At 74.0% G+C, this 13,135-nt stretch carries 10 protein-coding genes and 1 pseudogene; 6 read left to right on the forward strand and 5 right to left on the reverse strand.

Going from position 1 to position 13,135, the window contains the following annotated elements:
* Window positions 1–28: 28 nt before the first annotated feature.
* Entirely contained in the window at window positions 29–1,219 is a 1,191-nt protein-coding gene (locus ACWDYJ_RS12545) for an RNA polymerase sigma factor (protein ID WP_451565486.1), read from the reverse strand.
* Between the two features lie 113 nt (window positions 1,220–1,332).
* Between ACWDYJ_RS12545 and ACWDYJ_RS12550 the strand changes: the two genes are divergently transcribed.
* Window positions 1,333–1,926, forward strand: coding sequence for a hypothetical protein (locus ACWDYJ_RS12550; protein ID WP_451565487.1), 594 nt, complete (start codon window positions 1,333–1,335; stop codon window positions 1,924–1,926).
* Window positions 1,923–2,882: a nucleotidyl transferase AbiEii/AbiGii toxin family protein gene (locus ACWDYJ_RS12555; protein WP_451565488.1), complete on the forward strand. Its 960-nt coding sequence runs from the start codon at window positions 1,923–1,925 to the stop codon at window positions 2,880–2,882. The genes ACWDYJ_RS12550 and ACWDYJ_RS12555 overlap by 4 nt, the downstream gene beginning before the upstream one ends.
* A 16-nt stretch (window positions 2,883–2,898) precedes the next feature.
* Here ACWDYJ_RS12555 and ACWDYJ_RS12560 read toward each other — a convergent pair whose 3' ends face one another.
* The 4 genes from ACWDYJ_RS12560 to ACWDYJ_RS12575 form a co-directional block, all read right to left on the reverse strand.
* A complete protein-coding gene (locus ACWDYJ_RS12560) occupies window positions 2,899–4,974 on the reverse strand; it encodes a molybdopterin oxidoreductase family protein (RefSeq protein WP_451565489.1) in 2,076 nt (691 codons plus the stop codon).
* Between the two features lie 46 nt (window positions 4,975–5,020).
* Window positions 5,021–5,401 (reverse strand): hypothetical protein, encoded by a 381-nt coding sequence (locus tag ACWDYJ_RS12565; protein WP_451565490.1) that lies wholly within the window; start codon window positions 5,399–5,401, stop codon window positions 5,021–5,023.
* 84 nt (window positions 5,402–5,485) lie between these two features.
* Window positions 5,486–6,250, reverse strand: coding sequence for a glucose 1-dehydrogenase (locus ACWDYJ_RS12570; RefSeq protein WP_451565515.1), 765 nt, complete (start codon window positions 6,248–6,250; stop codon window positions 5,486–5,488).
* A 58-nt stretch (window positions 6,251–6,308) separates the two neighbouring features.
* Window positions 6,309–7,016 carry a SanA/YdcF family protein gene (locus ACWDYJ_RS12575; RefSeq protein WP_451565491.1) on the reverse strand — a complete coding sequence of 236 codons (708 nt, stop codon included), beginning with the start codon at window positions 7,014–7,016 and terminating at the stop codon, window positions 6,309–6,311.
* 193 nt (window positions 7,017–7,209) lie between these two features.
* Between ACWDYJ_RS12575 and ACWDYJ_RS12580 the strand changes: the two are divergent.
* From ACWDYJ_RS12580 to dnaG, 4 genes and pseudogenes are all read left to right on the forward strand, one after another.
* Window positions 7,210–8,179, forward strand: a pseudogene (locus ACWDYJ_RS12580) (sirohydrochlorin chelatase).
* A gap of 49 nt (window positions 8,180–8,228) precedes the next feature.
* Window positions 8,229–9,545 (forward strand): deoxyguanosinetriphosphate triphosphohydrolase, encoded by a 1,317-nt coding sequence (locus tag ACWDYJ_RS12585; protein ID WP_451565492.1) that lies wholly within the window; start codon window positions 8,229–8,231, stop codon window positions 9,543–9,545.
* 93 nt (window positions 9,546–9,638) lie between these two features.
* Window positions 9,639–10,913 (forward strand): NAD(P)/FAD-dependent oxidoreductase, encoded by a 1,275-nt coding sequence (locus ACWDYJ_RS12590; protein WP_451565493.1) that lies wholly within the window; start codon window positions 9,639–9,641, stop codon window positions 10,911–10,913.
* A gap of 34 nt (window positions 10,914–10,947) precedes the next feature.
* Window positions 10,948–12,849, forward strand: a complete 1,902-nt coding sequence (gene dnaG / locus ACWDYJ_RS12595; protein ID WP_451565494.1) for a DNA primase — start codon at window positions 10,948–10,950, stop codon at window positions 12,847–12,849.
* Window positions 12,850–13,135: the final 286 nt, after the last annotated feature.

A 13,135-nucleotide genomic window follows, 5' to 3' on the forward strand; every position in this document is an offset into this window, starting at 1 on the left:
GTGCTACCAGCCCGTGTCCCGGCAGCGTTCAGTCGAGGTAGCCGCGCAGCTGGTCGGCGAAGGCGTGGTCGCGGAGCTTGTTGAGGGTCTTGGACTCGATCTGGCGGATCCGCTCGCGCGTCACGCCGAAGATCCGGCCGATCTCCTCCAGGGTGCGCGGCCGCCCGTCGGCGAGCCCGTAGCGGAGCTGGACGACCTTGCGCTCGCGCTCCCCGAGGGTCGACAGCACGGCTTCCAGGTGCTCGCGCAGCAGGAAGAACGCGGCGGACTCCACGGGCGAGGCGGCGTCGCCGTCCTCGATCAGGTCCCCGAGGGCCACGTCGTCCTCCTCACCGACCGGCGCGTGCAGGGAGACCGGCTCCTGCGCGAGGCGGAGCACCTCCAGCACCCGCTCGGGGGTCAGTTCCAGGTGGACGGCGACCTCTTCGGCGGTGGGCTCGTACCCGCGTTCCTGGAGCATGCGGCGCTGGACGCGGATGACGCGGTTGATCAGTTCGACGACGTGCACGGGGACGCGGATGGTGCGCGCCTGGTCGGCGAGGGCCCGGGACATGGCCTGGCGGATCCACCAGGTGGCGTACGTGGAGAACTTGTACCCGCGGGCGTAGTCGAACTTCTCGACGGCCCGGATCAGTCCGAGGTTTCCCTCCTGGACCAGGTCGAGCATGGTGAGGCCGCGGCCGACGTAGCGCTTCGCGACGGAGACGACGAGCCGCAGGTTGGACTCGATCAGCCGGCGTTTGGCCATCCGGCCCATGACGACGAGCTTGTCGAGGTCCAGGGCGAGCCGGGAGTCGAGGTCCGCGGCGCTGCCCAGCTTCTCCTCGGCGAACAGCCCCGCTTCCACGCGCCGCGCGAGGTCGACCTCCTCGGCGGCGGTGAGCAGCGGGATCCTGCCTATCTCGCGCAGGTACTGCCGGAAGAGGTCGGCGGACGGTCCGGCTCCGCTCCCGCTGTCCCTGCTGCGCGCGCGCTGCGCGGGCACGTGCTCGATCAGCTCCACGACCTCGGGCTCGACCTCGGGCTCGACCTCGGGCTCGTCGTCGGGCTCGTCGTCCACGGGGTCGGCCTCCGCCTCGGCCTCGGGGTCCGCGGTGGCGACGGCGACGCCGTCGTCGGCGGGGCGGCTCGCGGTCACGGTCAGGATCCGGGTCTGCACGGGGGCGACCTCCAGGGCTCCGAGGACGGGGGCACCGCCCCTCAGTGTGGGGTACGACACATCGCCGCCACGAGGGGCGTGCGAGCACTTTCTGAGTGGGGTACGTGACGCATGGTTACCCGCCGACGGGAACCCCGATGCGGATCGGACGCATGTCCGACAAGATCTGTTCCATGTCCGAGTACGAAACGCACGTCACCGTCCGCTGCGCGGATCCGGCGGCGCTGGCCCGGCTCGACGCGTGGGCGCGGGCGCGGCAGTTGAAGGTCACGCACATCGTGCTGGCGCGGGGGCGGATGGTGTCGCAGCCGATGCTGACCCTGCGGGACCGCACGAGCCACGAGCGCCTGCTGCCCCGGCTGCGGGCGGCCGGCTTCGACCCCGTGCGGGTCAAGGTGGAGACCGTCCCCTGGACCACGGACCTCCCGGGGCCGGGAGGCGGCTACTTCGAGCACCACCTGGGGCTGCTGCTCCCGGCGGACTTCGACCGCGCCGCCCTGGAACCCCTGGTGACACCGCACGGCGCCCACCTGTCGTGGAACGCCCGCCGGGACCTGTCCGGGGCGCGCCACGAGCGGTTCGTGACGCAGCGGTTCCGGGGTGACGCGGCGGGGGCGACGGCGGCCTGCGACACGCTGATCGCCGCGCTGCGCTCGGCCGGGTACGAAATCCGCTCGGAGGAGCGGGAGTTCGTGCTGTACGACAGTGACCTGTCGGTGGACGACGGGTGGATCGAGGAACGGATCGAGGAGGGGACGACCCCATGAACGGGAACAGCACCGAGGCCGCGGCCCGTGCCGACTGGGCGCGCCGGCAGGACGAGTTGCCGCGCACCTCGACGGCCGGCATGGGCGCCCCGGCCGGGCCCGGGGACCGGGTCTTCGACCCGGCGCTCAAGCACTTCGCCTTCGGCTACCGGGTGGCGGACACGATCGTCGACGCCGGTTCCCGGCCCGCGTGGCAGGCCGCCCGGCGTTCCGCGCTCGACGTGGTCGCGCGGGCGGTGGCCCGGTCCGGGTGGGCGGACTCGCTGGTGTTGCGCGGCAGCATGCTCATGGCGGGCTGGTTCGGGGCACGGGCCCGGGAGCCGCACGACCTCGACTTCGTCGTCGTCCCGCAGGACTGGGGCATCGAGGAGCCGCGTACGGCGGCCATGCTGACGGCCGTCGCGCAGGCGGCCGAGCGGGAGGCCGCCGAGCGGGGCGGTCTGGTCATCGCGGCCGCGGAGGCGGTCTGCGAGGACATCTGGACGTACGAGCGCGTCCCGGGCCGTCGCCTCGTCCTGCCGTGGTCGGCCCCGGGGCTGCCCGGCGGGCAGGTCCAGCTGGACTTCGTCTTCAACGAGCGGCTCCCCGTCCCGCCGGAGCCGGCCGAGGTCGCGGGCGTGCGCCTGCGGGCGGCGACGGCGGAGCTCTCCCTGGCGTGGAAGCTGGTCTGGCTCGCCACCGACACGTACCCGCACGGCAAGGACCTCTACGACGCGGTCCTGCTCGCGGAGCGCTGCTCCGTCCCGTACGGCCTCGTCCACACGGTGTTCCACGAGTCGGGCGAATGGTTCCCTCCGAGCGCCGCGCCGGACGAGCGCGTCACCCTGGAGGCGTTCGACGAGGTCAAGTCGGCCGAGTGGGAGGACTTCCGACAGGAGTACCCGGGTATCACGGGCTCCGCCGAGTCCTACGCCGAGCGCCTGCTGACGGCCCTGGCGCCGACCTTCGAGGGGTAGTCCGTACGTACGGACTTCACTCGGCCGGTTCGACGCGGACCGCGCAGACCTTGAACTCCGGCATGCGGGAGACCGGGTCCAGGGCGGGGTTGGTGAGGGTGTTGGCGCGGCCCTCGCCCGGCCAGTGGAACGGCATGAAGACCGTGTCCGCGCGGATGGTGTCCGTGATGCGCGCCGGGGCCACCGCGCGGCCGCGGCGGGAGGTGACGGCGAGGGGGCGGCCGTCGACCGCGCCGATGCGGGCGGCGAGGCGGGGGTGGATTTCCACGAAGGGGCCGGGGGCCGCGGCGTTGAGCTCGTCCACGCGGCGGGTCTGGGCGCCGGACTGGTACTGGGCGACGACGCGGCCGGTGGTGAGCAGTACGGGGTACTCCGCGTCGGGGATCTCGGCGGAGTCGCGGTGGGAGACGGGGACGAAGCGGGCACGGCCGTCGTCGGTGGCGAAGCGGTCCAGGAAGAGGCGCTCGGTTCCCGCGGAGCCGTCGGGGCAGGGCCAGAAGACGCCCTGTTCGGCCTCGATACGGGCGTACGAGATCCCCGCGTAGTCGGCGGGGCCGCCGGCCGAAGCGCGGCGCAGCTCGTCGAACACCTCCTCGGGGGCGGTGGGGAAGCCCTTCTCCACGCCCAGGCGGCCGGCGAGTCCGTGCAGGACCTCCAGGTCGGTGCGCACGCCCGGCGGCGGGGTCAGCGCCTGGCGGCGGAGCAGGACGCGGCCCTCCAGGTTCGTGGTGGTGCCGGTCTCCTCCGCCCACTGGGTGACGGGCAGGACCACGTCCGCGAGGGCTGCCGTCTCGGAGAGGACGACGTCGGCCACGGCCAGGAAGTCCAGCGAGCGGATGCGGTCCTCGATGTGGGAGGCGCGGGGCGCGGAGACCACCGGGTTGGAGCCCATGAGGAGCAGGGCGCGGACGTCCGTGCCGAGGGCGTCGAGGAGTTCGTAGGCGCTGCGGCCGGGGCCGGGGAGGGAGTCGGGGTCGATGCCCCAGACCTCCGCCACGTGCGCGCGCGCCGCCGGGTCGGTGAGCTTGCGGTAGCCGGGGAGCTGGTCGGCCTTCTGGCCGTGCTCGCGCCCGCCCTGGCCGTTGCCCTGCCCGGTGAGGCACCCGTAGCCGGAGAGCGGGCGGCCCGCGCGGCCGGTGGCGAGGCAGAGGTTGATCCAGGCGCCGACGGTGTCGGTGCCCTTGGACTGCTGTTCCGGGCCGCGGGCGGTGAGGACCATCGCGGAGGAGGGGGCGCAGAACATTTCGGCGGCGGCGCGGAGTTGGGGGACCGGGACGCCGGTGATGCGTTCCACCAGCTCGGGCCAGTGCGCCATCGCGGCGGCCCGGGCCTCCTCCCAGCCGGTGGTGCGCTCGGCGATGAACTCCTCGTCGGTGCGGCCCTGCGCGACCACCAGGTGCAGCAGGCCCAGCGCGAGGGCGAGGTCGGTTCCGGGGCGGGGGGCCAGGTGGAGGTCCGCCTGTTCGGCGGTGCGGGTGCGGCGCGGGTCGATGACGATCAGCGTGCCGCCGTTCGCCTTCAGCTCGGTGAGGTAGCGCAGCGCGGGCGGCATGGTCTCGGCCAGGTTCGAGCCGACGAGGATGACGCAGCCGGTGCGCGGGATGTCCTCCAGCGGGAAGGGGAGCCCCCGGTCGAGCCCGAAGGCCCGCTGGTGCGCGGCGGCGGCCGAGGACATGCAGAAGCGGCCGTTGTAGTCGATCTGCGAGGTGCGCAGGGCGACGCGGGCGAACTTGCCGAGCGCGTACGCCTTCTCGTTGGTGAGCCCGCCGCCGCCGAAGACGCCGACGGCGTCCGGCCCGTACGCGCGTCCCGTGCGGGCGAGGCCCTCGGCGACGGCGTCGAGGGCCTCCTCCCAGGTGGCCGGGGCGAGCTGCCCGGCGTGGGTGCGGATGAGCGGCTCGGTCAGGCGCACCCGGGAGGAGAGCACGGCGGGGGCGGTACGGCCCTTGCCGCACAGCGCGCCCCGGTTGACGGGGAAGTCCGCCCGCTCCTCCACCGTCACGCCGCCGCCCGGTTCGGGGCGGAGGTTCATCCCGCACTGCAGTGCGCAGTACGGGCAGTGCGTGGCGGTGACGGATTGCGAGGTGTGCATGCGGCCCAGCGTGCGTCGGCGGTGTTACGCCGACCGCCGCCCCGCGTTACGGGCGGGGGTTTTCGGCCTCAGCGCCGCCGGGGCGGTCCGGTGAGGGCGCCGGGCGCAGCGGGGACCGGAAGAGGATCTCGACGTATTCGATCCGGCCGTCGACGACGTCGAGGATCAGGTCCCCCTCCTCGGGGAGGAGCAGCACGTCGCGGTGGCCGGTGCCGTAGGGCGTGCCCGGCGGGTGGGCGCCGGTGCGCAGGCTCTGACAGAAGTCGTCGCCGCAGCCGCACGGCCCGAGCACGCGGAGGTCGTAGGCGCAGATGGCGAGGTCGCGCTCCCCCTCTTCTTCCAGCAGGCGCACGAGCTCGGCCGTCAGGGCGGGGTGGACGTCACGGAGGAGGGGTGTGTCCGCTTCTTGTCCCACTTCTTGTTCCACGGGCGGGACCGTGGTTCGCCGTCCCGGCCGGGGCACGCGGATTTACGGCGTACCCCCGGGCCCCCAGGCGGGTCCGGCCGCCGGTCACTGGCCGGTCAGGTGCTTCACCGTGAGGCCCGCCGTCCAGCCGCCGTCGACCGCGAGCTCGGCGCCCGTCATGTAGCCGGCGGCGTCCGAGAGGAGGAACGCCACCGCGGCGGCGATCTCCTCGGGGGCGCCGACGCGGCCCATCGGGGCGCCGGGATAGTTGCCCTCTCCGGCCCGGATGCCGATGGGGGCGGTCATCGGGGTCAGCGTCATGCCCGGGTGGACGGAGTTGACGCGGATCCTCGCCTCGGCGAGCTCGACCGCGCCGATCTTCGACAGGCCGCGCACGCCCCACTTGGAGGCTCCGTAGCCGGCGGTGAGGGCGAGGCCGGTGAGACCGGCCGCGGAGGAGATGTTGACGATGGAGCCGCCGCCGTTCGCGCGCATCAGCGGAATCGCGGCCTTGATGCCGATGAACACGCCGACCAGGTTGATCTCGACGACCCGGCGGAAGTGCTCGACGCTCTCGTGCTCCAGGAACTGGCCGGTGGCTATGCCGGCGTTGTTGACGAGCCCGTCGATCCGGCCGAACGCGGCGACCGCGCCGTCCAGTGCCGCCTGCCAGTCGGCCTCCCTCGTCACGTCGTGCCGCAGGAAGCGCGCCGCGTCACCGAGCTCGGCCGCCGTCTCGGCGCCCTCCGCCTCCAGCACGTCGGTGATCACCACCTGGCCGCCGCCGTCGACGACGGCCCGCGCTGCCGCGGCGCCCAGGCCGCGGGCCCCACCGGTGATGACGACGACCTTGCCGCCCAGATCCGCCACAGCCACGGTTCCCCACCCCTGCTCGTATGCCTGATCGGCATACGCCGACGGCCGCGCGTCAGTCTGCCAGAGCGCCCAGGACCCGCGACACCCCCTGCTCCTTGGGTCCCAGGAACCGCGGTTCGGGCTTGAAGACCGCGTCCATCGCCGCCTTGCCGGCCGCGAACACCTCACGGGCCCCGCCGTAGTACCAGGTCGCGTCGTGCACGTCGGCGACCCCGACCCCGTACGAGTCCACGCCCGCGGCCTGGCACAGCGCGACGGCCCGGCGGATGTGGAAGCCCTGGCTGATCAGCACCGCCCGCTGCACCCCGAAGATCTCCCGGGCGCGCACACACGAATCCCATGTGTCGAAACCGGCGTGGTCGCTGACGATCCGGTCGTCCGGCACCCCGTGTCCGGTGAGGTACGTACGCATCGCGGAGGGCTCGTCGTACTCGGTCCGGCTGTTGTCCCCGGTGACCAGGACGACCTTCACCTTGCCGGTGCGGTACAGCTCGGCGGCCGCGTCCAGCCGGTCGGCAAGGTAAGGGGTGGGCCGGCCGTTCCACAGCCCCGCCCCGAACACGACGGCCACCTCGGCGGCGGGCGCCCCGGCCGTGCTGCGCAGCCGGTCGGCGGCGGCCGCGTGCGTCCACGCCGAGGGCAGCAGCGCCAGCACGCAACCCGCCATCACGGCCTGCACGGCCAGCCGCCGGGCCCGTACGCCGCGCGGCAGCCGCGACCGTACAGTGCGCGCGATCCGGTTCAGGCGCGCTCCGCGCATGACGATTCCCCCCGAGTGTCGAGTGTCCTGGGCCGATGCCCCGAAACTCAGGACGCCCGCGGAGATCATCCGGTTTCAGCCGCCGGCCGGCCGGGCCCACCGCACCCGCGCCCTCCACCCCCGGTGAGCAGGTGGAAAACACCCGTCACCGCGACGCAACGCCCACGCAACCTGGGCCCCTCAGGATCGGTTCATGACGGAGCCGGCGCAGCCTTCCGACCCCCCGCCCCTCCCCCGCGGCAGCGCCGCCGACCCGCCGGGCGCCAGCACCGCCGAGCTGCTGTCCCGGATCACCGCCCAACTCGGCACGCAGCTCAGCGGCCTGCACCCGCCGCGCGCCCGGCCCAGAGGGCGGCGTACGGACCAGGCCGGGCTCGCGGCGTCCGGTCCGCACGAATCCCCCTGACGGAGCCGCCATGCAGCCCACCCTCGTCGCCGTCGCCCACGGCAGCCGTGACCCGCGCGCCCCGCACACCGTCCTCGCCCTGCTCGAACGGGTCCGCGAGTTGCGCCCGCGCCTCGACGTCCGGCTCGGGCACATCGAGCTGAACCGGCCGCTGCTCGGCGACACCCTGCGCGAGGTGTCCGGAGAGGCGGTGCTCGTGCCGCTGCTGCTCGGCCGCGGGACCCACGTCAAGCGGGACCTCCCGGAGGCCGCCGCCCGGGCCGCACATCTGCGCACCCGCGTCGCCGCGCCGCTCGGCCCGCATCCGCTGCTCGTCGAGGCGCTCTACGAGCGGCTCCTGGAAGCCGGCTGGGGCTCGGCCCGTGGCGGGAGGCCGGCGGTCGTGCTGGCCGCCGCCGGATCCCGCGACCCCGACTCCGCCGCCGACACCCGGCGCAGCGCCGCCCTGCTGCGCGAGCGCCTCGGCGGGGTCCCGGTGGTGCCGGCCTACGCCTCCGCCGCCGCGCCGAGCGTGCAGGACGCCGTACGGGCGCTCGCCGCCCGGGGCCACCACCGGGTCGCGGTGGCCTCGTACTTCACCGCCCCGGGCCGCTTCTCCACCGCGAGCGCCGCCGCCGCGCCCGCCCTGGCCGCCGACCCCCTCGGCGCCCACCCGGCGCTGGCCCGCCTGGTCCTGCTCCGGTACGACGAGGCTCTGGCGGGTGCCTCGCCGATCAGGCCGGGCCCGCGCGAACTGGCCACCGTACAAGCGGGATGAACACGTGCGGATCGCGCGGATCGTCGGTGTCTGCGGTTAACGTCGGAGCATGGAAGGCACCACGCACGCTCCCGCCTACGAGTCCTACGATCCGGCCGCCACCGAGCGCTGGGCCACCGAGCCCGACAAACGGCCCGGCCGTACCGCCTTCCAGCGCGACCGCGCCCGTGTGCTGCACTCGGCCGCGTTGCGCCGCCTCGCCGGGAAGACCCAGGTCGTCACCCCGGGCACCCGCTCGTACGACTGGGACGCGAGCCCCCGCACCCGCCTGACCCACTCCCTGGAGTGCGCGCAGGTGGGCCGCGAGCTCGGCGCGGCCCTCGGCTGCGACCCCGATCTGGTCGAGGCGGCCTGCCTGTCCCACGACATGGGCCACCCGCCGTTCGGGCACAACGGCGAGGAGGCGCTCAACGAGTTCGCGAAGGACTGCGGCGGCTTCGAGGGCAACGCCCAGTCGCTGCGCCTGCTGACCCGGCTGGAGCCCAAGCGCTTCGTACCGGATCCGGCGACGGGCGAGCTCGTCAGCGTCGGGCTCAACCTCACCCGTGCGTGTCTGGACGCCGCCACCAAGTACCCGTGGGCGCGCGGGGACCACCCCACCGACCCCGGCTCGGTGAAGTTCGGCGCCTACGACGACGACCTGCCGGTCTTCGCGTGGCTGCGGCGCGGCGCGCCCGCCGACCGCAAGTGCTTCGAGGCCCAGGTCATGGACTGGTCGGACGACGTCGCGTACTCGGTGCACGACTTCGAGGACAGCCTGCACGCCGGACACCTGGACCCCAACCTGCTCTTCGCCGAGCCCGAACGCGCCGCGATCTGGCGGGTCGCGATCGGCCGGTACGTGCCCGCCGACACCGCGCCGGACGAGCTGCGCGAGGCATTGGACCGGCTGATGGAGCAGGAGTGGTGGCCGCACGGCTACGACGGCTCCGCCGTGGCGCAAGCCCGGCTGAAGGACGCCACCAGCCAGCTGATCGGCCGTTTCTGCCTGGCCGCCGAGGGCGCCACGCGCGAGGCGTACGGCACCGGCCGCCTCACCCGGTACGCCGCCGAGCTGGTGGTGCCCCGCGAGGCGCGCAACGAGTGCGCCGTCCTCAAGGCGGTCGCCGACCTGTACGTCATGCAGCGCGACGAGCAGGAACGGATCCGCGCCGATCAGCGCGTGGTCCTGGCCGAACTCGCCGAGGCGGTGAGCGCCCGCGCCCCCGAGGGCCTGGACCCGCAGTTCCGGGCCATCTTCGACGCGGCGCCGGACGACAGGGCGAGGAAGCGCACGGTCGTCGACCAGATCGCCGCCCTCACCGACGCTTCCGCCCGCTCCCTGCACGCCCGCCTCACCAGACGCCCGCGACGCGCCGAAGCGTGAGCAGATCGGGCCCCTGCCCCTTCACGCGGCAGGCTCAGTGCGGGACGCTCGCATGTGGTCGCATGTGGCGGTGAGGTTATGAGGAGGCATCAGGTGGTCGACGCACATCGGACGTTCGTCATCGTCGGCGCGGGGCTCGCCGGGGCAAAGGCGGCCGAAACGCTGAGGTCCGAGGGGTTCACCGGCAGGGTGATCCTGATCGGCGACGAGCGTGACCATCCGTACGAACGGCCTCCGCTGTCCAAGGGGTACCTGACGGGCAAGGAGGAGCGCGACAGCGTCTTCGTCCACGAGCCGTCCTGGTACGCGGCCGCCGACATCGAGCTGCACCTCGGCCAGCCGGCGGTCCACCTCGACCGGGAGGCCAAGACGGTGCGCCTGGGCGACGGCGCGCTGCTGCACTACGACAAGCTGCTGCTGGCCACCGGGGCCGAGCCGCGCCGCCTCGACATCCCGGGCACGGGCCTGGGCGGGGTGCACCACCTGCGGCGCCTCGCGCACGCCGAGCGGCTGCGCCACGTACTGACCGCCCTGGGCCGGGACAACGGCCACCTGCTGATCGCGGGCGCCGGATGGATCGGCCTGGAGGTCGCGGCGGCGGCCCGCGGCTACGGCGCCGAGGTCACCGTGGTCGAGCCGGAGGCCACTCCGCTGCACGTGGTCCTCGGCCCGGAGATCGGCCGGCTCTTCGCGGACCTGCACGCCGATCACGGGGTCCGCTTCCACTTCGGGGCGCGCCTCACCGAGATCGTCGGGCACGACGGCATGGTGCTGGCGGCCCGTACGGACGACGGCGAGGAGCACCCGGCGCACGCGGTGCTCGCGGCGATCGGGGCCGCGCCGCGGACCGCGCTCGCCGAGACCTCCGGGCTGGCCCTGGTCGACCGGCAGCACGGCGGCGGGATCGCCGTGGACGCCTCCCTGCGGACGTCCGACCCGGACGTCTTCGCCGTCGGGGACGTGGCGGCGGCGCACCATCCGCTGCTCGGGACCCGGCTGCGGGTGGAGCACTGGGCCAACGCCCTCAACGGCGGCCCGGCGGCGGCGCGGGCGATGCTGGGGCAGGACGTCTCGTACGACCGGGTGCCGTACTTCTTCTCGGACCAGTACGACGTGGGGCTGGAGTATTCGGGGTACGCGCCGCCGGGCGGCTACGACGAGGTCCTGATCCGCGGGGACGTGGGCAAGCGGGAGTTCGTCGCGTTCTGGCTCTCGCACGGCCGGGTGCTGGCCGGGATGAACGTGAATGTGTGGGATGTCACCGAGCACATCCAGGCCCTGATCCGGTCCCAGGCGCCGGTGGACCGCGACGCCCTGGCGGACCCGTCCGTTCCGCTTCAGTCCCTGGTGACGGGAGCAGGGGCCTGACGGGTTCGCCCCCGCCCGGCCGTAGACTTCACGCGTGGCAGGACGGATCAACGACGACGACGTGAAGGCGGTACGGGACGCGGTCCCGATCGACGCCGTGGTCTCGGAGTACCTCCAGCTGCGCAACGCCGGCGGTGGCAACCTCAAGGGCCTCTGCCCCTTCCACGACGAGAAGTCCCCGTCCTTCCAGGTCAGCCCCAGCAAGGGTTTCTACCACTGCTTCGGCTGCCAGGCGGGCGGGGACACCCTCGACTTCATCATGAAGATCGACCACCTCTCCTTCTCGGAGGCGGTCGAGCGCCTGGCCGGCCAGGCCGGCATCACCCTGCGGTACGAGGAAGGCGGCTACACCGCCGGCACCAGCGGCCGCGGTGAGCGGATCCGGCTCGTCGAGGCCCACAAGGCCGCCGCCCTCTTCTACGCCGAACAGCTCGGCGGCGCCGAGGCGGAGATCGGCCGCACGTTCCTGGCGGAGCGCGGCTTCGACCAGGCGGCCGCCGAGCACTTCGGCGTGGGCTACAGCCCGGCCGGCTGGGACCACCTGACCCGGTTCCTGCGCGGCAAGGGCTTCAGCGACAAGGAGCTGATCCTCTCCGGGCTCGCCCAGGACAGCCGCAGCGGCAAGCCCATCGACCGCTTCCGGGGCCGGCTCATGTGGCCGATCCGCGACATCAGCGGCGAGGTGGTGGGCTTCGGCGCACGCAGGCTGCGCGACGACGACACCGGCCCGAAGTACCTCAACACCCCCGAGACGGCGATCTACAAGAAGTCCCAGGTGCTGTACGGCATCGACCTGGCGAAGAAGGAGATCGCGAAGACCTCGCGGGCGGTGGTCGTCGAGGGCTACACCGATGTCATGGCCTGCCACATGGCCGGGGTGACCACCGCCATCGCCACCTGCGGCACGGCCTTCGGCGGGGACCACATCAAGATCCTGCGCCGACTGCTCATGGACAACGCGACCGCCGAGGTGATCTTCACCTTCGACGGGGACGCGGCCGGGCAGAAGGCGGCGCTGCGGGCCTTCGAGGACGACCAGAAGTTCGCGGCGGAGACCTCGATCGCGGTCACCCCCGGCGGCATGGACCCCTGCGACCTGCGGCTCGCGCAGGGCGACGCCGCCGTGTCCGGGCTGGTGGAGTCACGGACCCCGCTGTTCGAGTTCGCGCTGCGGCACATCGTGGCCCGGCACAACCTGGAGAACCCGGCGGGCCGCGCGGCCGCGCTGGACGAGGCGGCGCCCGTCGTCGCCCACATCAAGAACATCGCGATCCAGCACGAGTCGGCGGTCCAGCTGGCGGGCATGCTGGGCATCCGCGACGAGCAGTTCGTGGTCAAACGGGTCGCGCAGCTGGCCCGCTGGGCCCGCGAGCGCGGCGGTCAGCCGCCGCAGCAGGGCCGGGGCCGCCCGGCCTACGAGGCCGCCCCCGCGCCGGCCGACCGGCCGGCCGGCGGCCCCGCGCTGAACCTGCGCAGCCCGGCCCACCGCACCGAGCGCGAGCTGCTGAAGCTGGCGCTCCAGCGGCCGGCCCTGGTCTCGCCCGCCTTCGACGCGTACGGGCTGGACGAGTTCACCGCCCCGCCCTACGCGGCGGTCCGCCAGGCCATCCAGGACGCGGGCGGCGCCTCGCAGGACACCGAGGACTACCTGGTCCGGGTGCGCGCGGCCGCGCCGAACGACACCGTCCGCGCGCTCGTGACGGAGCTGGCGGTCGAGGCCATCCACGCCAAGACGGTGGACGAGATCTACGCGGGCGTCCAGCTGGTGCAGGTCCGCCTGCGCGCGGTCGACCGCCGGGTCCACGAGGTCCAGGGCACCATGTCCCGGCTGAGCCCCCAGGCCCCGCCGGAACAGCTGGCGGCGATCCAGGAAGAGCTGTGGACCCTCCAGCAGTACGGCCAACGCCTCCGCAACCGCGGCGCGGAAGGCCTCTGACCTCCGGCGGTCGGCAGGGAACACCCCGGGCGCTGCCGCCCGGCACCCCGGCTCCCGGCTGCGGCGCGGCCGCCCGACGCGGCAACCCCGTGTACCCCCGGCGCCCCGGACCCGCGAGCCGAACCCACGGCCCGCCCCGGCGCATCGGGCGACCGGGAGACGACCCGGCGCCTCCGGGCCCCAGGACAGCCCCGGCGGACTGCTCCGGCCCCGGATCCGGCCCTGACCGGGGCTGAACCCCCGGTCAGGGCCGACGGCAGCGGCGCGCCGGGCGTGCCCGTGGCCC

Source organism: Streptomyces sp. NPDC003042, from assembly GCF_053591315.1.